Below are 20340 nucleotides of genomic sequence, written 5' to 3'. Positions count from 1 at the left end.
ATGCCGCCGCCCCGCAAGATCGACCTTCTGCCCGAGGAGCTGCGTCGCTGGCTGAAGGAAGAACTGCGCAAGCGCAATTTCTCGGACTATGAGGCGCTGGCCGAAGATCTGGCCTTCCGCTGCGAAGAGGAAGGGGTGGAGCTGCGGATCGGCAAGTCCGCGATCCATGCCTATGGGCAGGATTTCCGCGACTATGCCCGTGCGCAGGAAGAGGCGCAGGACCAGATCCGCACCTTCCTCGAAGAGGCCAGCCTCACCGATGAAGCCAACGTCACCAAGGCGCTTTTCCAACAGCTGACCACGCTGCAATGGCGTTTGCAGATGAGCATGGCCACCAGCGCCGATGCCATCGATCCGCGCGGCATGAAGGATCTGACCACGGCGCTCAACAACCTGATCCGCTCCACCGCCCTTCGCGACGCGATCCTCTCGGCCGAGCGCAAGGCCCAGTCTGAGAAGCTCGATGCGGCAGTCGAGGCCGGTGATATCGACAGGGCCGCAGCCGAGAAGGCCCGCTCGATCATGGGGTTCTCATGAGAAAGCCGGTCGTCAACTTCCTGCCGTATCAGCAGCGCTGGATACAGGACGAGAGCCGTTTCAAGATCGGCATGTTCTCGCGCCAGACCGGCAAGACCTTCTCCACGGGCGGCGAATGCGCCGATGATTGCTTCCGGGGCTGGGCCGAGGACCGGCGCACGCGCTGGGTAATCCTGAGCCGCGGCGAACGGCAGGCGGCGGAGATGATGACCGAGGTGATCAAGCCTTTTACCAAGGCGTTTTACGAGGTCTATAACACCCTCGTTAAAGGGGGCGAACCGACGTTCGAGGAAAACGAATTCCGCGCCCCGCAGGAGAAAGGCCCCGATGCGGTCTATAAGGCGCTTGAAGTGGGCTTCCCGAATGGCTCGCGCATCACGGCCTTGCCCGCAAATCCCGACACGGCGCGGGGCTTCTCGGCCAATGTGATCCTCGACGAATTCGCCTTCCATGCCAAAAGCCGCGAGATCTGGGCCGCGCTGTTTCCGGTGATCTCGAAAGGCCAGCAGAAGCTGCGGGTGATCTCGACCCCGAACGGCAAGGGCAACAAGTTCTTCGAGCTGATGACCGCCGAGGATAGCGTCTGGTCGCGCCATGTGGTCGATATCTATCAGGCCGTCCAGATGGGGCTCGATCGTGATGTCGATATGCTGCGCAAAGGTATGGCGGATGAAGATGCCTGGGCGCAGGAATACGAGCTGAAATGGCTCGATGAGGCCTCGTCCTGGCTCGATTACGATCTGATCTCTTCCTGCGAGCATGAGAGCGCGGGCAAGCCCGAATATTATCAGGGTGGGTTCTGCTATGTCGGCGTCGATATTGCCGCCCGCAACGACCTCTTCGTGATCTGGGTTGTCGAACTGGTGGGCGAGGTGCTGGTCACCCGCGAGATCATCGCGAAACGGCGCATCAGCTTTGCGGAGCAGGACCAGCTTCTGGCCGAGGTATTCAAGCGTTACCGCGTTCTGCGCTGCCGGATGGACCAGACCGGCATGGGCGAGAAGCCCGTCGAGGATGCCAAGCGCAATCATGGCGAGGAACGTGTCGAGGGCGTGCTCTTCAGCTCGGCTGCCAAGCTCGACATGGCCACCTCGCTCAAGGAAAGCATGCAGGATCGCAAGACGCGCATCCCTGCCGGTGATGTGGTGCTGCGCGCCGATCTCCATTCGATCAAGAGCCAGGTCGGGGTGACTGGCACCCGTCGCCTGATTGCCGATGGCGATAGCGACGGCCACGCCGACCGCTTCTGGGCGGGGGCGCTGGCCGTATCGGCGGCAGAGACCGAACCCACCGCCTATGAATACCAGGGCGTGGCCGACACACGGTCGCGCTATGCCCCGCAAGATGATGACGATGACGACGAGACCGACGGCGCTGGCCGCTGGGGTTCAACCCGAGGAGCATGGTGATGCCACTTTATGACCAATACGGTCGCCAGATGGCGATGCCCAAAAAGGCCGACATGCTGGAGCCGATCGCGCAGCCGACAGTCGGCTCGGTCCGTCATATTCAGGCGGGCCATCCGGCGGACGGGATCGAGCCTGTGCGCCTCTCGGCTATCCTGCGCGAGGCCGAGACGGGCGATGCCACCTCTTATCTGGAGATGGCCGAACAGATGGAGGAAAAGGATCTCCATTATGCGGCCGTGCTGGGCGTGCGCAAACGGGCGATCCGCTCGCTGGAGCTGCGCGTTGATCCGGGCGACGATAGCGAGGCGGCAAAGGATGCGGCCGAGATCGTGCGCGAGGCTTTGTCTTCGGCGGCGATCAAGGAAGATCTGATCGATATGCTCGATGCGATCGGCAAGGGATATTCGGTCACCGAGATCATGTGGCAATATGCCGGTGGCCGCTGGGAGGTCGCGGGGCTCGAGCAATGCGATCCGCGCTGGTTCGAATATGACCGCGTCACCGGTCGCCAGCTGCTGATGAAGGATTTCGCAGGCGCGGTGCCACTGCAGCCCTTCAAGTTCATTGTCCATCAGGCCCGCGCCAAGTCCGGCCTGCCGATCCGTGCCGGTCTCGCGCGGCTCGCGGCTTGGGCCTATATGTTCAAGAACTTCTCGCTGAGGGATTGGGCGATCTTTGCCGAGGCCTATGGCCACCCGCTGCGCCTTGGCAAATACGATACTACCTCCAGCCCAGAAGATCGCCGCACGCTCCTGCGCGCCGTGCGCCAGATCGGCGTCGATATGGCCGCGATCATCCCCAAAAGCATGGAGGTCGATATCGTCTCTGCCTCCTCGACCGGCGCTGACAAGCTCTATGAAGGGGCTGCGCGTTATTGGGACGAGCAGATTTCCAAGGGCGTTCTGGGTCAGGTCGCGACGACGGATGCGATTGCGGGCGGTCATGCCGTGGGCAAGATCCACGAGGAGGTGCGCTCCGATATTCGTGATGCCGATGCCGAGCAGCTGGCCGCGACCCTGATGCGCGATCTGGCGCAGCCTCTGACGGTGCTGCATTTCGGGGATGCGCGGCGGGTCAAATGCCCGAGGATCCGCTTCGTGCAGCCCGAGCTGATCGTGCCGGCCGATATGCTGCAACTGATGGAGAAAGGCCCCGCGATGGGCCTGCGGATCGCCATTCGCGATGTGCGCAAGACCTTCAATCTCTCGGAGCCCGAGGAGGATGAAGAGGTGCTGCAGGCACCGGCCGCGCCAGCAGCTCCCGTAACAGATACTGTTGCCCCGGCTACTCCCGCCCGCAACCAGCGCCAACTGGCCGCGCGGCAGGTATTCGAGCCGCGTCCCCTCGACGCGCTTGATCTGCTGATCGACCAGCTGGTCGAGGATGGCGCGATGGATGCGGCAATGGATGAGGATATGGCGTCAATTCTCTATGCGCTGGAGCGGGCGAAAAGCATGGATGAGGTGATTAAGCTTCTTGAGGGCTTCCCCGGCGAATCGCTTCCTGCCAATGTGCAGGAGCTTTTGACCCGTGCCAGCTTTGCTGCCCGTGTGGCAGGCGAAGTGAACGCCCCGATCGAGGACTGAGACCATGGAACAGCTCCGCCCGCTCAAATTCCGCGAGGCCATCGCCTATTTCCGGTCGAAAGGCTATGCCGACGAGCTGCAGCGCTTCAGCCATCTCGATCATTGGCGCGAGGAACATGCGCGTAATTTCGTGGTGGCCAAGGCCATGCAGATGGATGTGCTCAAGACGATCCGCGAGGAACTCGACAAGACGCTCGATAGCGGCCAGACGCTGGAGTTCTTCCAGAAGAACCTGCGCCCGAAGCTTCAGGAGCTCGGCTGGTGGGGCCGCGCGGAGATGACCGATCCGCTGACTGGCGAGCGTAAGGAGGTGCAGCTCGGATCGCAGCGCCGTCTGCGCACCATATTCGACACCAATATGCGGACGGCCCATGCCGCCGGCCATTGGGCGCAGATGCAGCGGAACAAGGCTTTCTTTCCCTACCTGCAATATCTTCAGGTCGAACGCCCGACGAAGCGCCACAGTCACGAAGCCTATGCCAACAAGATCTTCCATATCGATGATCCGATCTGGCTCAAGATTTTCCCGCCGAACGGGTTTTATTGCGGATGTCGCGCCCAACCCATGATGGAGGCAGAGCTTGAACAAAGCGGCCTTCCTCTGTCTCGCGGCGAAGATGTCGAAACCCGGCCTTATACCAATCCGCGCACCGGCGAGGTGACCGATGTGCCCGTGGGCATCACCCCGGGCTTCAGCTCCAATCCGGGGGCGACCTGGCTTGATCTGGAGCGTCAGGTTGACCGTCTGATGCCCGAGGCCGATGCCGAGGCGAAAGCCAGCCTGCGCGGCGTGGCCCAGCATCTGCGCGTGCGCCATGCCTATGACGCCCGCCGCGTGGCGGTCAGCACCAATGCCAAGGGCGATCCGGTCGAGACGCATTTCGCACCTAAGGAAACGCCCGATCAGCCCTTCCCGCAAAACCTGCCCGTGCCGGAGGGCGGCGAGATCATCACCCTGCAGCTGACCGAAGCGCCGCTGGTCTATGACGAGCTGCATCTGATGCTGACCACCGGCGCACGCGCGATCACCACCGTGGCCCCGGGCGGCGGATCTCTGGCCCGCGCCACGCCCGGTCCCGCCTTCCGCGCGATCATGGGCCCGCCCATGGAAGAGGTCGAGCTGTTGCAGGCGCTTGTGGAACGGATGAACCGCAACATGACACGGCTCGCGGCTTTGCCCCAGGACGATGCCAATGCCATCTTCCGGCAGGCACTCCTGCTTTTGCTTAAGCGCGCGGGCGCAATCCGCTATGTCTTTGTTCCATCGGAACGCCTGCGCCAGCTCTATGAAGAGCATGCAGAATTGATCAACGACCTGATCGGCGAAACGCTTCCCTGACCCTCCCGAACCGACCCCCTCGAAAAACGCCCGTAGAGCGCCCGTCCTGCCTCTGACGCGCATCGGGTCACCAAATCCGGAGGAGGCCATTTTTAAACGCGCTCTGGCGGATTTAAACACCCCCTGTCCCTTAACCATGGCTGACCCTTCGCGCGGATGACGTGCGGAGGGTCTAAAGTTGTTCAGGGGGGGATTTTATCGGCCCGCATGGCATCTGGTCTGCATGAGCAAACTTGACCGCCATATGTGCGCCCTAGCGCCCCTGCCGTCTGAAGCGGTCGATTGGATCGAGCTGATCCCTGTCGGCGCATTCAAGACGGCCGACAGCCGAGATACTATGACACTCGATGATCCCGAAGGGGTCATTGCCCGCAGCCTGGCGATTGCGCCGGGCAATGTGCTGCCGATCGATTTCGATCACCGCAGCTACCGTGCGCCCTTCGATACGCGGGCGGCCGGCTGGATCAACGGCCTGAAGCGGGAAGGCAAGCGCGTCATGGCCTCGGTCGAATGGACCGACGCCGGTCGGGCGGCTCTGGCCGATCGCAGCTATCGCTTCCTCTCTCCGGTCTTCAAGACCGACCGGCTTACCCGTCAGGTCACGCTCATCGAAGGCGCGGGCCTCGTGAACACGCCAGCGCTCCCCCAACTCCGTCAACTTGCTTCCAAGGAAAACGATATGGACCCGTTCGAGAAGATCTCGGGCATGCTCGGCCTCAAGGCCGATGATCCCGATGCCGTGGAGGCGCGTATCACCGCGCTTCTTTCCGGCGAAACCCAGCTGGCTTCGGTCATTCAGGCCTCGGGCATCGAGGGCGATGACAGCGTGCGCCAGATCTGCGCCCGTCTGGGTCAGGCCTCTGCCACGCCCGATCCCTCGCAATATGTGCCGATGGCGATGTTCAAGGACACCCAGCGCCAGCTCGCCTCGATCCGCACCGAGCTCGACGGCAATAAGGTCGATGATGCGATCGAGGTCGCACGCGCCGCAGGCAAGATCACCCCGGGCATGGAAGACTGGGCCCGCCAGCTCGCCTCCAAGGACCTCGCGGCCTTCCAGTCCTATGTCGAGAGCGCGCCCGTCGTGCTTTCGGGTGGTCGCGTGATCGAGGGCAAGCCCGATCCCAAGCCGCAGGCCCTCTCGGCCGAGGAACGGCAGATCTGCAGCCAGATGGGGCTGAGCGAGGAAACCTTCCTCGCCACACGTAACGCCGAGCGCAAGGAGAACTGACATGACCGCTCTTGCCAAAAACACGCCCCGCACCCGCGTCGGTCTGGGCGAACGCTTCGTCGATCCGGTGGCCGCTGCCACCGTGATCTATGCGGGGTCGATGGTCGCGCTCGATGCCTCGGGCGATGCCATTCCCGCCATCCCGACCGGCACCGTCATGCGCGGTGTTGCGCTGTCGGAAGCCGATAACGAGACCGGTGCAGCCGGTGACGTGTCGGCCCAGATCGAACGCGGGCCGTTCCTGGTCGCCAATGATGGCAGCCTCGATCGCACCCATATCGGCACGGAGGTCTTCGTGGTCGATGACAATACCGTTGGCGCGGCGGGCACGCTCGTCGCGGGCAAATTGCTCGACGTGCTGCCTGCGGGCGTCGTCGTCGAAATCCGCTGAGGAGACAGCACATGGACGTGACCAAGGCCGCATTGGCCGCACTCAATACCGGCATTACCACTGCCTTCAACGCCCGTTTGACCGGCGTTGAAACCACCTATGGCCGGATCGCCATGACGGTGAATTCGACGACGCGCGATCAGGTCTATCCCAAGCTCTCCGAGCTGGGCCCGATGCGCGAATGGGTTGGTGAGCGCTTTATCGAGCGTCTGGAAACCGACGGCTTCGTCATCCGCAACCGCAAATTCGAGAAGACCATCGCCGTCGGCGTGGACGATATCTCCGACGATCAGGTCGGGATCTACACCCCGATTGCCTCCGATATGGGGCAAACTGCGGCAGAACTGCCGGACGAGCTCTGCTGGGAGCAGCTCGAAAAGGGGTTCGATACCAAGCATTACGACGGCCAGTTCTTCTTCGATACCGATCACCCCGTCCTCGATAAGGATGGCAACGAGATCTCGGTCTCGAACTTCGGCGGCGGCACCGGCGCGGCGTGGTATCTGATCGACGATACCCGTGTCATCAGGCCGGTGATCTTCCAGGATCGCGAGGCGGCCAAGATCACGCCCAAGACCTCGCTCACCGATGACAATGTCTTCCATCGTGATGAGTTTCTCTGGGGGGCCAAGCGCCGCTGTGCGGCAGGTTTTGGCGCATGGCAGCTCGCCTATGGCTCCCGCCAGCCGCTGACGCCGGAAAACTATGGGCTGGCCCGTCAGGCGATGATCGCCATGACCGGCCATCGCGGGCGCAAGCTGAACCTCAAGCCCAAGCTGCTGGTCGTCTCGGCGGCCAATGAGGGCGCGGCGCGCGAGATCCTGACGGCCGAGCGCAATGCAGCCGGTGCCACCAATATCTGGCGCAACACCGCAGATCTGATGGTCGAGGGGCGTCTCACGCTCTGATCCCGTCCGGGTCCGCCAATCTGTTCAACGAAGGGCCGGCAGGTCCGGCCCTTTTTATGAGCTGACAGGAGAACCATTATGGCACGCGCCAGCAAGAAGACCGAAACCACCAAGACCGACGAGACCATCACGCCCGAGATGATCGCGGCGACCGAGGCCGAGACCGCATCGACCGCCGAGGCCAAGGAAGAGGTGAAGGACGAAAGCGCTCCGGACACCGAAGCCGCCCGTGAGGCTGAACAGGCAGCGGCTACGACGGTCGAAGATACCGAGGCTTCCATGCCCGAGCCCGAAGAAGAGGCGAAGGAAGAAGCCGCCGTGACGGCCCCGGTACCGGAAGCGGTTCAGGAGCTCGTCGAGGAGGTGCCTGCCGATATTCCGGCCGCGATCGTCATCTGTCATGCGCGTGGCGGTCGGCGTCGTGGCGGGCGGCGTTTTGACCATGGCGAGACCCGGCTGACCGAGGCCGAGCTGAACGAGACGCTGATCGCGGCCCTGATCGCAGATCCCGAGTTCATGCTCGTGCTGCGGCCTGACCTCGAACCGGAGGTCTGAGCGCGGTGGCCTATGCAAGCCTTGCGGATCTGAAGGCGGGTGTCCCGCCGCGCGATCTGATCCAGCTGACCGATTTTGAAGGGGCGTCCGACGAGGTCGATGATACGCGGCTTCAGGCGGCGCTCGATGACGCCTCGGCCGAGATCGATAGCCGGATCGCAAAGGCGGTCACGCTGCCGCTTACCACGCCGCCGCACATTCTGGCCGTGCTTTGTCGCGATCTGGCCGTCCACCGGCTTTATTCGAATATCGGCATGGCGACCGAAGCCCAGACCAAGCTGCGCGATGCCGCGATCTCTTTCCTCGAAAAGGTCGGGCGCGGCGAGCTGGCCCTGGGCGGTACCGGTGATACGCCGCCCGAGGTCACCTCGCCGGGCGTGGCCATGACCGACGGGCCGGAGCGCATGCTTACCCGCGACCGGCTGCGGGGGTTCTGACATGGCAGGGATTACGCTCCAACTGTCAGGTGATGAACTGGGCTTTGACAGTGCCCTCGAACGCGTCATGGCCGCGATGGATGACCACACGCCGCTTATGTCGGCAATTGGTGGCCAGCTTACGAAATCCGCCATGACCCGCATCGATCATACAAACATTGGCCCAGACGGGGTCCAGTGGACCATGAGCCGCCGTGTTCAAAACAAAGGCGGAAAGACTCTTCTGAAGTCTCATGTGTTGCGCGACTCTATCCATTTCGAGGCGGGCAAAGACTTCGTCGAAGTCGGTAGCGATGTCATCTATTCCGCAGTCCATCAGCTGGGCGCGGCAGTCGGGGCCTTCGGGCGGTGGGAGCATTTTGGCCCCGATGGGGAAAAGCAGTCCAAGCCCTTGCCCTTCGGCGACATCCCGGCACGCCCTTACCTTGGCGTCTCCCGAGACGATCAGAGCAAGATCGCAAGTCTTGTCCAAATCTACCTCACCCAAATTACAGGAAATAGCTGATGCTGAGCGCCGTCATTGACCGTCTGAAACAAGAAGTACCGGCTTTGCGTCAGCGCGTGCGCGGCTCGGCCGATCTGGCTGCGCTCCTCAAATCGGGGGCCAAGCCCGCGATGGGCGCGTCGGCCTATGTCCTTCCTCTGGGCACCCGTGGCCAGATGCCGGATGTGATGACGGGGGCCTATCGACAGGGCGTTCTGAAGCGCGTCTCTGTCGCGCTCTTTGTCACCTCCCTCGACCGGCTCGGCGAGCGTGGCCTCGATGAGGCCGAGGACCTGATCGACGAGGTCGCCGCCGCTCTGATCGGCTGGGAGCCCAATGAGGACACGGTGGGCGTTTTCTACCTGACGGCCGCCGAGCTCATCCATTTCGTGGACGGCATTCAGGTCTACGAAATCCAGTTTGCAATCGAAGACCAGCTGAGAGGCACCGCATGACGAAGTCGAAGACCATTTCGCGCCCGACGACCGGCGGTCGGTTCGTTCGGAATAAGGCCACGGGGGCATTGACGCCCGTGGCGACGCAACAGGCGGATGCAGCCGAGGCGGCATCCCCCACCGATGCGGTGGCCGAGACCACTGCCGGTAAGAAGGAAGGACCCTGATCATGGCTATCCGCCGCTGGCGCAAGCTCGCCATTCTACACAAGATCGAAACCGACTATGGCGTCGATGCAGCCCCTGTGGCTGCCGACGCGCTGATCGGCTCGAATGTGACCTTCACGCCTCTGGAAGGCGAAGAGGTCAGCCGCGACCTGATCCTGCCTTATATGGGCAATCAGGGTGTCATTCTGGCGGGGCTCTATGGCCGTCTGGAATTCGACATCGAGATTGCGGGCTCCGGTGCGGCTGGCACCGCGCCGGCCTATGGCTCGCTTTTGCGGGTCTGCGGCCTCTCGGAAACCATCACGCCCGATACTTCGGTCGAATACAGCATCATCGAAGACGGGCAGGAAAGCGGCTCGCTCTATTTCATCTCGGACAAGGTCCAGCACGTTCTGGTGGGCGGTCGCGCCACGATGACGATGACCTTTACCCCGAAGGGCATCCCGCGCTTCCGCTTCACCTATCAGGGTCTGATCGGCACCATCACCGATATCGGCACCATGCCTGCGGTGTCGATGACGCAATGGATGACGCCGCTGGTCGTGTCGAAAGCCAATTCGGTGATGTCGCTCCATGGCTGGGCTGCGGTGGCCGAGAGCCTGAGCGTGGATCTTGGCAATACGCTGACCCCGCGCTTCCTGATCGGCGACGAGGTGATGGCGATTACCGATCGCAGCCTGACCGGCACGGCTGTGGTCGAGGCCCGCGATCTGGCCACCGTCAACTGGTTCGATATCGCGCTCACGCGCGCCCGTGGGGTCCTGTCGTTTGTCCATGGCAAGACGGCGGGCAATATCGTCGAGATCGCCGCGCCGAAGGTCGAGCTGGGCCGCCCGACACAGGGCCAGACCGATGGCGTGGTCAACTATTCGTTGCCGCTGATGCTTTGTCCGGAAAACGGTCTGGACGAGCTTGTCCTGACCATCCGCTAAGCTACCTCCCCGTCGTGCTGTGAGTGGACCCTTGGTAGCTCGGGATCCAGTCACAGCCCCCGACAGCCTTGGCGGCGGGTTTGTCGGTCAGGGACGCTCCCCGAGCCATACCCTGCAGCGGCGCATTCCGCGCCGAAGTCGCCACGAAATCCCCATAGGAGACATAGCCGTGAAATCACCGGATATGATGTCGATCGAGATGGCGCAGGTCGCGGAACGCGCCCCGCAGGGCTCGCGCTGGCAGCATCTTAAAAGCGGCGCTGAATATAGCGTGTTCGGGCATTGCTTTCTGGAAGCCAATGCGGGCCCCGCCATCCTTTACGCCCTGAGCGCCGAGGGCGAGCATCCGCTCTGGGCCCGACCGGCCTCCGAGTTCCTCGACGGGCGGTTTGTGCGCTGCCCCGAACTGCCACACCCCCTCTGAAGGAGACCCCCGTGAAATTCACCCTCGCAAAGACCGTGCGCTACTGGTGGCCTGTGACCGTGCGCATGCCCGACCCGCAAAACCCCGGCAAGATCGCCGAGCAGCAGCTAAAGGTTCTCTTCGAGCCGAAGGGCCGCGACGCGGCCATCGCGTCTCAGGAAGCCCTGTCCAAATTGGACACCCCCAAGGAACGCGCCGATCATGAGCATTCCGAGCTGAAGGCGGTGGTCAAAGGCTGGGACGATGTGCTCGATGAAGAGGGAACGTCCGTGCCCTTCTCCGAGGAGATGCTGGGCGCGGCCTTGCAGATGAGCTGGTTCCGCACGGGCGTCTATTCCGCCTATGCCGACAGCCTCTCCGGTCAGGAGGCCCGCCTGGGAAACTGACCGAGGCTGCGCGCGGATGGGCGCTGCACCGGATGGGCCGCGCAGATGACCGCGTGGCCGCCACACCCGACGACGAGGTTCTAGCCGATTTCCGGAACATGGGCCTCGATCTTCCCGACCATGTGCCCCGGGAAGAGGACGCTTTCCAGATCTGGCCCGAGAACTGGAGCGCGTTGAATGCCTGGCTTTCTTGCGAGACCCAATGGCGGCTCTCAAGTAGTTCAGGGGGCATTTCCTACCTTGGCCTCGATTATATCGCTGTAGATGTAGTGATGCGTAGGCTGAAGTTTGAAGACGAGGTCTTCGCTGATCTGCAGGAGATGGAGCGCGCGGCGCTTGCGACCTTTGCAGAGAGAAGTTGATGGCCAATCCCTTCGTGATGTCTATGCGGTTCGAGGGCGACGGAGCGCAGCTGAAAGCTGCCTCCGCCGAGGCCCGCAAGGACATCACGTCGGTTGGTGCCGCAGCCGGTGCCAGTGCCAAGGATCTCGACACCCATACCAAAGCCCTTGAACGCGAGACGGCTGCCACGCGGGCAGCGGCGGAAGCGGCCCGCCAGCTGGCCGCCGCCGAACAGGAAGCCCGCGACCGCGCGACCCGCGCAGCCGGTGCCACGCCGCAAACGGTCGCCCGCGCACTGCCTGCAAATCTCTCCGGTATCACGGCCAATTCCACGGCAGAGGCGGCAAGCCAGCGGGCCTATGTCGCCGCAACCACTTCCCAGAAGGAAGCGCTGCGCGGTCTTGGCGCGGAAGTCGTGGCCACCCGTCAGGAAAGTGCGCTTTACCGCGCCGAGATGGATGCGATCCGCGCGGGCTACAATCCGCTGTTTGCGGCCAGTAAAGAGTATGAGAAACGTCTCGAAGAGATCGCCGCCGACGAGAAGATCGGCGCGATCAACGCCCGCGAGGCCGCGCAGGCCCGTGAGGAGGCTGCCTCCCGCATGGCCCCTGTCACGGCCGCAGCCCGGGGCCATGCCGGTGCGATGAAGCTGCAGGCGCATGAAGCCCGCAACCTGACCTATCAGCTCAACGATGTCTTCCAGACCCTTCTGCTGGGCATGCCGCCCCAGCAGGTGCTGTTGCAGCAAGGCCCGCAGATCACCCAGATCTATGGCGGGGTCGGCAATACCTTCCGCGCCCTGACACGCGCCATGACGCCCATGCGCATCGGTATGGGGCTCGCGGCTGGGTCGGTCCTCACTTTGGGGCTGGCCTATAACAGCTATCTTAAATCGACGAAGGAGGTGGAGACCGCGAGCCGTGGTGTCGGCCTTGCCATGACGGGCAGCGCCTCCGAACTCGATGCGGCGGCACGCGCGGGCGCGGCCTCGGCGGGGATCTCGGTCTCCTCGGCCCGGGCGATGCAGGCGCAGTTTCTGCGCACGGGCCGCATCGGCGCGGATAATTTCGACGAGCTGATCGGGCTCTCGAAGGATTTCGCGGCGACGATGGGGATCGATGCCAGCAAGGCCGGTGATGCGCTGGCGGAGATGTTCGCCGATCCGGCGAGGGCGGCAGACGAACTCTATTCCAAATACGGGCTGATCGACGGGGCCACCGCCGAACGTGCCCGCAATCTCACGGCGCAGAACAAACTGGCCGAGGCGCAGGCCGTCTTGCTTGACGCCTTGCCCGACCGTCTGGTCGAGGCAACGGATGCGACCACCGCGCTCGGCCGCGCATGGCAGGCCGTTTCTTCGGGGGCCAGCAACGCCTTCGAGTGGATCGGCGCGTCCGTTGACCGCATCGTGGATGGTCCCTCGCTCGATGAGCGGATCGCCGATGCCCAGACCACTTTGGAGCGCACGCGGAACGCATCCGCCCGCCAGCGGTCCCGTCAGGGTCTGCCCTCGATCGAGGACGCCCAAAAGCAGCTTGCCGAGCTGCAGGCGGAAGCCGATGAGCTGGCCCGCCAGCAGGAAGAACGGGCCGCCGAACAGCGCGGCGCGGCGGCGCTGGCCATTGCCGATGAGGCGGGCGTGAACTCGGGGGCGCTGCGTCGGCAAAAGCTCGAGAACGAGCTCGCGGCCTTGCAGGCTGGCGCAGAGGCCCCGGGTCTCTCGGATGAACAAAGCGCCCGGATCGCGGCTGCGATTGCCAGCACCACGTCCCAGATCGAGGCCCTCAACACCCGCCGCGAGCGCGAGAACGAACTGGCGCGGATCGATATCCAGCTGGCGCAGGAACGCAACCCGCTGACCCGCGCCGATCTGCAGGCCCGCCGCACGCTTCTGGAGCTGACCGGCGAGGAGATCTCGGAGACCGAGCGTCAGGCCCGCGTCGCAGCCGCCCGTGCGCGCGAGATCGACGCGGCCATCGCGCAAGCCCAAACGCAGGCCAAAGACCTTCAGGCGGAAACCGAGTTGCGCGCGCAGCTTCAGGCACAGGTGGCCAGCGGCGCGATCACCTCGGAGGATGCCAATCGCCTACTCGAAAACGAACTGACCCTGCGCCCGCTGGTGGCGGCTGCCGCAGCGGCGGAAGGTGAGGAAAAGACCCGTCTTCTGGCGGTGATCGAGGGGCTGCGCACGGCACAGGCCCAGGCCATCGAGATCGATCGCCGTGCCAATCAGACCCAATCGGTGCGCGATTACCTGCGCGGGCAGGAAGAAAAACTGCAGATGCTGCGGTTGGAGGCGGCACTGATCGGGCAATCGGAGCCGGTTCGTCAACGCGCTCTGGCCATGGCAGAGGCCGAGCAGAAGATCACAGCGCTGCGTCTCGATCGAAACAGCGCCGAGGCCCAGCAGATCCGCGATCGCGCCAGCGCCTATGCGACCGAAACCCGCGAGCTGCAAAAGCAGATTGATGCCTGGAACGATATCAGATCTGCGGGCGAGAACGCAGTGGACGGGATCGTCGATAAGCTCATGGATGGCGATGCCGGCGGCGCGTTCGAGAGCCTCGCGGAGGATATCCTCGGCACGGTCTCGGAACTGGGCATCAAGAACCCGTTGAAGAACGCCTTCTTCGGCAGCGATTACGCGACCTTCGACGATGTGGGCGGCCTGAAAGGCGTCTTTGCCCGTCTGACCGGCGCGACAGATCCGTCGGTTACGGCCATGGAAGCCTCTGCTGTCCAGACGCCTTCCATGCAGGTCCATGCCAGCACGGTCAGCATCAATGGCAATGCGATGTCCTTCGCCGCAAGCAGTATGGAGACCGGCCTTGCGGCCAATGCCAACGGCTTGCCGGGCGGCAAGGAAGGCACGGCGCAACAGATCTGGGACTATTTCTCGGCTAAGGGGCTCGCGCCGCATCAGGTCGCAGCGATCGTGGGCAATGCCTCGGCCGAGAGCGCTTTGAACCCGCTCGCGATCGGCGATGGCGGTACGTCCTTCGGTCTTTTCCAGCACCATGCGGATCGTGGCGCGGGCCTTCTGTCGTCAGTGGGCGGTCTCGGGGGGTTGGGCAACATCAATGGCCAGCTCGATTATGTCTGGAAGGAGCTCCTGACCTCGGAAAGCGGCGTTCTGGAGCGTCTGAAGGCTTCGACAAATGTGACCGATGCCACCGCCGCCTTCACCGGTTTCGAGCGCCCGCAAGGGTGGAGTGCCGCCAATCCGGCAGGCGCGCTTGGTTGGGGGGACCGGCTGGGGGCCGCCGAAGATGCGCTCTCAAAGTTCACGCAATCCACGGGCACGGCGGGCCTTTCGCTGGGCGAGCTGGGCCAAGGCTTCGGCTCTTTCGGTCAGGCGCTCTCTGGCGCGTTTCAAGGGGGCAGCATCACCGGCGGCAGTGGCGATCTACTTTCATCGCTCGTGGGCATTGTCGGCGGGGCCTTCGGCCTTCCGGGCTTCAAGGTGGGTGGCGAGACCGGTGGTTCCGATCCGAACCGCGTGGCGGGCGTGGTCCATGAACAGGAGTTCGTATTTGATGCCGCCGCGACCCGTCGCATCGGGCCGAAGACGCTCGAAGCCATGCGGCGCGGCACCCTGCGCGGCTTCCAGACGGGTGGCTATGTCTCGGCGATAAACGCCCCCTTTATGCCCTCGGAAACGGCGGGGGCTGCAGGCGGTTCTGCTGGCTATGCCGGCCCCCTCCAGATGACCGTGAACAACTATGGCAGCGAGCCGGTCGAGGCCCAACAGAGCACCGATAGCCGTGGCCAGCCGCAGGTGACGATGACCATCGGCCGCCAGATGGCCGCCGCTGCCTCCCAGCCGGGCAATCCCTTCGGGCGCAGCATGCAGGCGCGATATAATATGAAGCCCGCCACGAGGAGCCGCGGATGATCGCTACATGGCCCACGGAGTTGCCACGCCCGGAGCGCAACAGCTGGCAACGCAGCTATCAGGATGGCCGGCGCAAATCGCAGGGCGATGCGGGACCCGTCCGCTATCGCCGCAAGCTGTCGCGCAGCACGCAGCTGGTGACCCTGTCGGTGATGCTGAGCCGGAGCGAAAAAGCCGTGTTCGATCGGTTCTTCGAGGAGGAGTGCCTCTTCGGTGCGGACCGCTTCTGGATGCCGGATCCGACATCTGACGGCTGGCCGCTTCTGTCTTCTGATGGAACGCCCCTTCAGACCGGCGATGGGGTGCCGCTCCTGGTCGCGCGGCAATGGCTTTGCGCCTGGGGTGACCAGCTCCCGACCGAAACCATCATCGGTCGCGAATTCCGTATGACTTTTTCCCTTCAGGTGATCCGATGAGAAAGCTCTCGCTCAATGCCCGCATGGCGCTCGATGCCGAAGATCTCGGCGGCGAGGTCTTTGTCGTCCTCTTCGAGGTGACCCATCCCGATCTCGAAGAGGGGCCAATCCGCCTCTCGACCGACAATGCCGATCTGATCTCCGAGGATCCGGATGTCTATGGCACCCGATCGACATGGCGCGGCGCGGATCCTGCAAGTGATCCCTATCTCTGGATCGTGGCCTCGGCGCTTCTGCCCTCGGATCAGGAAGACGCGCCAGCAGCGGCTCAGGTCGTATTGGAAAACCTCGATATCGAGATGACGCGGCTCCTGCGCAGCTTCCGCACGCCCGCCACGGTCAATATCGCTGTGGTGCTGGCGCAGACGCCCGATGTGATCGAGGCCGAATATCTGGGCCTTGAACTCCTCAGCGCCGATATCACTGAGACCGAGATCCAGCTCTCGCTCAGCCGCGACGAGATCGAGCTGGAGCCGTTTCCGGCGGGGCGCATGACCCGCGACCGGTTTCCGGGGCTGCATCTGTGAGCTGGTCGAACGCCTATATCGGCATCCCCTATGCTGCCTTTGGCCGTGATCTGGAGGGTGCGGATTGTTGGGGCCTGGCCTGTATCGTCTATGCCTGCGAGCTGGGGGTCGACCTGCCGGATTATCTGGGCCGCTATGCCTCTGTCGATGAGCAGAGCGAGATCTCGGCGCTGATCGACGGGGCCGCATCCTCGCCGCTCTGGGCCCAGAGGATCGGCCCGCCGCGCCCCTTCGATATCGCCGTCTTCCGGCAGGGCCAGTTCGCTTCGCATCTGGGCCTCGTGATCCGCCCGGGCGTGATGCTGCATATGGTCGGAGATGACCGCTCCAAAGTCGAACGCTATAGCACAGGCCCGTGGTCGCGCCGCCTCATCGGCGAATTCCATTGGCTGGGAAAAGAGACCTCCGATGACCAAGCCTAATACCATTCCGGTTCTTGCCGCCTCTCATCTCGACCCCGGCACCCGCCGCATCGAGATGGAGGTGCTGGAAGGGCTGAGCGTTGCCGAGATCGTCAAGGTGGCCTTGCCGACGCTGCCAGAGGCGGATCTCGCGCAGGTGCGCGTTACATTGGTCACGGCCAAGGGCGCGATGGTGCTGTACCGGTCAATGTGGGCGCAGCTGCGCCCGAAGCCCGGCGTGCGCGTGGTGATCCGCCTGATTGCGGGCAAAGGGGCACTTAAAGCGGTCCTCAGCATCGTCGTGGCCGTCGCGGCCATTGCCATCGGGGCGTATTTTGCACCCGCCCTGGCGGGCACATTCGGGCTTGGCGCCAGCGCCTGGAGTGGTCTTGTCGCGGCGGGCGTCAGCCTCGTCGGCAATATGCTGATCAACGCCTTGATCCCGCCGGTCAAGCCTGAGGACCGCGAGGCCCAGAACCGCTATACGATCTCGGGCTTCCGCAACCGTGCCGAACCCAATGGCGCTGTGCCGATCCTCATGGGGACCGTGCGCTATGCGCCGCCCTTCGGCGCGCTGAGCTATACCGAGATCGTCGGGGACTGGCAGTATATCCGCGCGATGTTCGCGCTCGGCGAAGGCCGGATCCAGATCGATGACATCAAGATCGGCGAGACGTCGATCAGCGATTATACCAGCGTCGAGGTGGAGACGCGCGAAGGTGTCGAGGGCGACACCGTCCTGAGCCTCTTTCCCCAGCAGATCGCCGAAGAAGCAATCAGTGTCGAGCTGACGCGTCCTCTGCGGCGCGACGAACGCGGCGAGTTGGTCGAAGTCAGCTATGAGACGGATTGGGACCCGGCATGGGGATCATGGGAGGAGTTTATTGCGGACTATCCCGATGGGTATTTCGATCCACCAGAGGAGACCGAGGGCGGGATAACGACCGTGAAAAAGCACACGGTCAATCCCAGTATTGAGACGCCTGTCGTGCGCACCACCGGAGCCGATGCCAGCGGCGCGTCGGTCATTCTGGCGTTCCCGTCCGGCATGATCCGAATCAACGATGAGGGAGAGTCGCGCAGCGAGTCGGTGTCTGTCCTGATCGAGCAGCGACCCGTCGATGGCGAGGAATGGCAGGAGGTCACGACGCTGAAGATCTCGGGCAAGAAGCTGGAGGCGTTCTTTCGTCAGCACACATGGGAGTTTCCGAGCCGTGGGCGCTGGCAGGTACGCCTGACCATGCTGACGGCTGAGAGCACCAAGAACTCTGTCCAAAGGCGCACTAGCTGGGCCGCCCTGCAGACCCTGCGGCCCGAATACCCGCTGGCCTATCCGCGCCCCCTGGCGCTGGTCGCGGTCAGGATCAAGGCCACGCATCAGCTCTCGGGTGCTCTCGACAATCTCAGCGTCATCGGCAAGCGGATCTGCCCCGATTGGGATGCGGCGACCGGCACATGGATTGAGCGGGCCACCAGCAATCCGGCCTCGCTCTACCGTTACGCCCTGCAATCGCCCGCCAATCCGAAGGCGGTCAGCGATGTCGGGATCGATCTCGACCAGCTGCAGGACTGGCATGCCTTCTGCAGCGAAAACGGGTTGAGCTTCAACAAGGTCTTTGACGAGGCAGGCACCTCCTTGCGCGACGTTCTGACCGAGATCACCGCCGCCGGCCGCGCCACCCCCCGCCATGATGGCGTGAAATGGGGCGTCACCGTCGATTGGCCGCAGGATCTGATTGTCGATCACCTCGATCCCCAGAACAGCTCGGGCTTCCGTGCCACCCGCAGCTATATCGCGCATCCCCACGCCTTCAGGGTGCGGTTTCAGGATGAGACGAACAATTACGAGGATGCCGAGCGCGTGGTGCGCTGGCCGGGCTATGAGGGCGAGATCACGCTGACTGAGGCGCTGGATCTGCCCGGCATCACCGATCCGGCGATCATCTGGCGCGAGGCCCGCCGCCGCCAGTACGAGGCAATCTATCGCTGCGATGCCTATCAGGCGACACAGGACGGCCCGATCCGTGTGGCGACGCGCGGCGACAAGGTAGTGCTGAGCCACTATGTTCTCGACAGCGTGCAGGCCTCCGCTCGCGTCCTCGATGTCATCGGCCAGATGATCGAACTGGATCAGAGCGTCCTCATGGAAGACGGTCAGGACTATGTGATCCGCTTTCGCACCTTCGAGGACCGGCCCGACGGTCAGGAACCCGATACGATCGGCACCTCGATCATCCGGCAGCTGCGCACGGTCGCAGGCGAGACGACGGCCTTGATCTTGAAGGGCGACGGAGTGGTGCCGCAGGGCGGTGACGTGATCCTCTTCGGTCGGGCCTCATCCGAAAGCCTGCCGATGATCGTGCGCGGTATCGAGCGCGGCGAGGAGAATGCCGAGATCCTGCATATGGTCGATGAGGCTCCCGAGATCGACCAGCTTCTAGCGGCAGACGAGATCCCCGCATGGAGTGGCCGCGCAGGCGACGAGATCGGGGCCAGCGCGCTCGCCCCCGGAACCCCGCGCTTCACGGCCATCACCAGCGGGATCGACGGCACCGGCACGGCAGGCCAGATCGATTACCTCCTGCAGGCCGATCCCGACAATATGCCTGCCAGTGAATTCATCGTCGAGCATCGCCTCTCCGGTGCGACCGAATGGGCTGCCGAGCAGATCCCCGTAGCCAATGGCGGGGGCAGCCTCACCGTTTATGCGACCGGCGATCTGGTCGAGATCCGCGCGACATCCGTCTCGGCTGCGGGCGTGGAAAGTGCGCCGACGGCGATCATCACGATCGAGGTCGGCGGCGATGACGCGGCCATTCCGACCGAGCTGGATGCCGAAGCGATCAGCATCACCACCCTTCTGGGCGGGGTCCTCATTCAGCTGGCGACCGGCCCCGACACGGCTACAACCGCCATCCAGATCTATCGCTCGCTGTCCTCGACACTCGATCGCGAGGCCGATGCGGTGGGCGAGCCCTATGCCGTCAGCCCGATGCAGAGCGTGAGTTTCACCATCGGCGACACCAATCGATCAAACCTCGTGACCGATACCGGTTTCGACGACGAGACCGCCTGGACAGCAGATGAGGGCTGGACGGTTCAAGGCGGGGCGGCCGTGCATGCGGCGGGTCTGACGGGGGATATCGGTCAGGCATTTTCTGCCCAGAGCGGTAAGTTCTACCGTATCAGCCTGACCGTCAGCGACCTTGTTGCGGGCAGTTTAACAGCGGGTTTAACGGGTGGGTCTGATCGCCTTACCGATGCGATCACCGCCGATGGAGCTTATGCGTTCCGGCTGCAAGCGGTGACGGGCAATGACCAGCTGATCCTGCGCGCCGATACTGGGTTCGATGGTCAGGTGCTGGACCTGACTGCCTATCTGGAGACCGATGCCTGTCTCGATATCGGCACCCATTACATCTGGCTGGAGCCGTTGAACGACGATCTCGTGCCGGGGGCGGTTTCTGGGCCGTTTGTGGTCGAGATCGTTTAGGTAAACTCAGGCATTGCCTCTGAAT

21 protein-coding genes are annotated in these 20340 nt (G+C 63.6%); all 21 read left to right on the top strand.

What is annotated here, in order from left to right; all coding sequences use genetic code 11:
• Positions 1-537, top strand: a complete 537-nt coding sequence (locus ABEB22_RS18420; RefSeq protein WP_349295249.1) for a phage protein Gp27 family protein — start codon at positions 1-3, stop codon at positions 535-537.
• Entirely contained in the window at positions 534-1946 is a 1413-nt protein-coding gene (locus tag ABEB22_RS18415; RefSeq protein ID WP_349295248.1) for a terminase large subunit domain-containing protein, read from the top strand. Before ABEB22_RS18420 ends, ABEB22_RS18415 begins: the two co-directional genes overlap by 4 nt.
• Positions 1946-3532 (top strand): DUF935 domain-containing protein, encoded by a 1587-nt coding sequence (locus ABEB22_RS18410; RefSeq protein ID WP_349295247.1) that lies wholly within the window; start codon positions 1946-1948, stop codon positions 3530-3532. The genes ABEB22_RS18415 and ABEB22_RS18410 overlap by 1 nt, the downstream gene beginning before the upstream one ends.
• Positions 3533-3536: 4 nt before the next feature.
• Positions 3537-4871 (top strand): phage minor head protein, encoded by a 1335-nt coding sequence (locus ABEB22_RS18405; RefSeq protein ID WP_349295246.1) that lies wholly within the window; start codon positions 3537-3539, stop codon positions 4869-4871.
• A gap of 223 nt (positions 4872-5094) precedes the next feature.
• Complete coding sequence (locus ABEB22_RS18400) at positions 5095-6102, top strand: phage protease (protein ID WP_349295245.1); 1008 nt, start codon at positions 5095-5097, stop codon at positions 6100-6102.
• Position 6103: 1 nt separating this feature from the next.
• Entirely contained in the window at positions 6104-6493 is a 390-nt protein-coding gene (locus tag ABEB22_RS18395) for a hypothetical protein (protein ID WP_349295244.1), read from the top strand.
• An 11-nt stretch (positions 6494-6504) separates the two neighbouring features.
• The gene (locus ABEB22_RS18390; RefSeq protein ID WP_349295243.1) at positions 6505-7401 is read left to right on the top strand and encodes a Mu-like prophage major head subunit gpT family protein; all 897 of its coding nucleotides are present in this window, start codon (positions 6505-6507) and stop codon (positions 7399-7401) included.
• 78 nt (positions 7402-7479) lie between these two features.
• Positions 7480-7956 carry a hypothetical protein gene (locus ABEB22_RS18385; protein WP_349295242.1) on the top strand — a complete coding sequence of 159 codons (477 nt, stop codon included), beginning with the start codon at positions 7480-7482 and terminating at the stop codon, positions 7954-7956.
• 5 nt (positions 7957-7961) lie between these two features.
• Complete coding sequence (locus ABEB22_RS18380; protein WP_349295241.1) at positions 7962-8393, top strand: DUF1320 domain-containing protein; 432 nt, start codon at positions 7962-7964, stop codon at positions 8391-8393.
• A gap of 1 nt (position 8394) precedes the next feature.
• Entirely contained in the window at positions 8395-8898 is a 504-nt protein-coding gene (locus ABEB22_RS18375) for a phage virion morphogenesis protein (protein WP_349295240.1), read from the top strand.
• Positions 8898-9332 (top strand): hypothetical protein, encoded by a 435-nt coding sequence (locus ABEB22_RS18370; RefSeq protein ID WP_349295239.1) that lies wholly within the window; start codon positions 8898-8900, stop codon positions 9330-9332. Before ABEB22_RS18375 ends, ABEB22_RS18370 begins: the two co-directional genes overlap by 1 nt.
• Entirely contained in the window at positions 9329-9499 is a 171-nt protein-coding gene (locus tag ABEB22_RS18365) for a hypothetical protein (protein WP_349295238.1), read from the top strand. Before ABEB22_RS18370 ends, ABEB22_RS18365 begins: the two co-directional genes overlap by 4 nt.
• 2 nt (positions 9500-9501) lie before the next feature.
• Positions 9502-10431 carry a phage tail tube protein gene (locus ABEB22_RS18360; RefSeq protein WP_349295237.1) on the top strand — a complete coding sequence of 310 codons (930 nt, stop codon included), beginning with the start codon at positions 9502-9504 and terminating at the stop codon, positions 10429-10431.
• 169 nt (positions 10432-10600) lie between these two features.
• Positions 10601-10855: a hypothetical protein gene (locus ABEB22_RS18355; RefSeq protein ID WP_349295236.1), complete on the top strand. Its 255-nt coding sequence runs from the start codon at positions 10601-10603 to the stop codon at positions 10853-10855.
• 11 nt (positions 10856-10866) lie between these two features.
• On the top strand, positions 10867-11241 hold the full coding sequence (locus ABEB22_RS18350) for a hypothetical protein (protein ID WP_349295235.1): 375 nt from the start codon (positions 10867-10869) through the stop codon (positions 11239-11241).
• Between the two features lie 32 nt (positions 11242-11273).
• Positions 11274-11603, top strand: coding sequence for a DUF1799 domain-containing protein (locus ABEB22_RS18345; RefSeq protein ID WP_349295234.1), 330 nt, complete (start codon positions 11274-11276; stop codon positions 11601-11603).
• Positions 11603-15478, top strand: a complete 3876-nt coding sequence (locus tag ABEB22_RS18340; protein WP_349295233.1) for a phage tail tip lysozyme — start codon at positions 11603-11605, stop codon at positions 15476-15478. Before ABEB22_RS18345 ends, ABEB22_RS18340 begins: the two co-directional genes overlap by 1 nt.
• Positions 15475-15894: a hypothetical protein gene (locus tag ABEB22_RS18335; RefSeq protein ID WP_349295232.1), complete on the top strand. Its 420-nt coding sequence runs from the start codon at positions 15475-15477 to the stop codon at positions 15892-15894. Before ABEB22_RS18340 ends, ABEB22_RS18335 begins: the two co-directional genes overlap by 4 nt.
• A complete protein-coding gene (locus tag ABEB22_RS18330; RefSeq protein WP_349295231.1) occupies positions 15891-16421 on the top strand; it encodes a hypothetical protein in 531 nt (176 codons plus the stop codon). The genes ABEB22_RS18335 and ABEB22_RS18330 overlap by 4 nt, the downstream gene beginning before the upstream one ends.
• Positions 16418-16843 (top strand): NlpC/P60 family protein, encoded by a 426-nt coding sequence (locus ABEB22_RS18325; protein WP_349295230.1) that lies wholly within the window; start codon positions 16418-16420, stop codon positions 16841-16843. The genes ABEB22_RS18330 and ABEB22_RS18325 overlap by 4 nt, the downstream gene beginning before the upstream one ends.
• Positions 16830-20315 (top strand): host specificity factor TipJ family phage tail protein, encoded by a 3486-nt coding sequence (locus tag ABEB22_RS18320; RefSeq protein WP_349295229.1) that lies wholly within the window; start codon positions 16830-16832, stop codon positions 20313-20315. Before ABEB22_RS18325 ends, ABEB22_RS18320 begins: the two co-directional genes overlap by 14 nt.
• The last annotated feature ends 25 nt before the right edge of the window (positions 20316-20340 follow it).

The organism is Thioclava sp. 'Guangxiensis', from assembly GCF_045348365.1.
In the GTDB taxonomy this organism is placed as follows: Bacteria; Pseudomonadota; Alphaproteobacteria; order Rhodobacterales; family Rhodobacteraceae; genus Thioclava; species Thioclava kandeliae.
The sequence above is the reverse complement of the archived record's forward strand: the minus strand, read 5'-3'. Positions and strand labels throughout refer to the sequence as shown.

Excerpts from the sequence above, each read along its gene's own strand:
- ABEB22_RS18420 (WP_349295249.1), top strand. The coding sequence starts at position 1 with ATGCCGCCGCCCCGCAAGATCGACCTTCTGCCCGAGGAGCTGCGTCGC.
- ABEB22_RS18415 (WP_349295248.1), top strand. The coding sequence starts at position 534 with ATGAGAAAGCCGGTCGTCAACTTCCTGCCGTATCAGCAGCGCTGGATA.
- ABEB22_RS18410 (WP_349295247.1), top strand. The coding sequence starts at position 1,946 with ATGCCACTTTATGACCAATACGGTCGCCAGATGGCGATGCCCAAAAAG.
- ABEB22_RS18405 (WP_349295246.1), top strand. The coding sequence starts at position 3,537 with ATGGAACAGCTCCGCCCGCTCAAATTCCGCGAGGCCATCGCCTATTTC.
- ABEB22_RS18400 (WP_349295245.1), top strand. The coding sequence starts at position 5,095 with ATGAGCAAACTTGACCGCCATATGTGCGCCCTAGCGCCCCTGCCGTCT.
- ABEB22_RS18395 (WP_349295244.1), top strand. The coding sequence starts at position 6,104 with ATGACCGCTCTTGCCAAAAACACGCCCCGCACCCGCGTCGGTCTGGGC.
- ABEB22_RS18390 (WP_349295243.1), top strand. The coding sequence starts at position 6,505 with ATGGACGTGACCAAGGCCGCATTGGCCGCACTCAATACCGGCATTACC.
- ABEB22_RS18385 (WP_349295242.1), top strand. The coding sequence starts at position 7,480 with ATGGCACGCGCCAGCAAGAAGACCGAAACCACCAAGACCGACGAGACC.
- ABEB22_RS18375 (WP_349295240.1), top strand. The coding sequence starts at position 8,395 with ATGGCAGGGATTACGCTCCAACTGTCAGGTGATGAACTGGGCTTTGAC.
- ABEB22_RS18370 (WP_349295239.1), top strand. The coding sequence starts at position 8,898 with ATGCTGAGCGCCGTCATTGACCGTCTGAAACAAGAAGTACCGGCTTTG.
- ABEB22_RS18365 (WP_349295238.1), top strand. The coding sequence starts at position 9,329 with ATGACGAAGTCGAAGACCATTTCGCGCCCGACGACCGGCGGTCGGTTC.
- ABEB22_RS18360 (WP_349295237.1), top strand. The coding sequence starts at position 9,502 with ATGGCTATCCGCCGCTGGCGCAAGCTCGCCATTCTACACAAGATCGAA.
- ABEB22_RS18345 (WP_349295234.1), top strand. The coding sequence starts at position 11,274 with ATGGGCCGCGCAGATGACCGCGTGGCCGCCACACCCGACGACGAGGTT.
- ABEB22_RS18340 (WP_349295233.1), top strand. The coding sequence starts at position 11,603 with ATGGCCAATCCCTTCGTGATGTCTATGCGGTTCGAGGGCGACGGAGCG.
- ABEB22_RS18335 (WP_349295232.1), top strand. The coding sequence starts at position 15,475 with ATGATCGCTACATGGCCCACGGAGTTGCCACGCCCGGAGCGCAACAGC.
- ABEB22_RS18330 (WP_349295231.1), top strand. The coding sequence starts at position 15,891 with ATGAGAAAGCTCTCGCTCAATGCCCGCATGGCGCTCGATGCCGAAGAT.
- ABEB22_RS18320 (WP_349295229.1), top strand. The coding sequence starts at position 16,830 with ATGACCAAGCCTAATACCATTCCGGTTCTTGCCGCCTCTCATCTCGAC.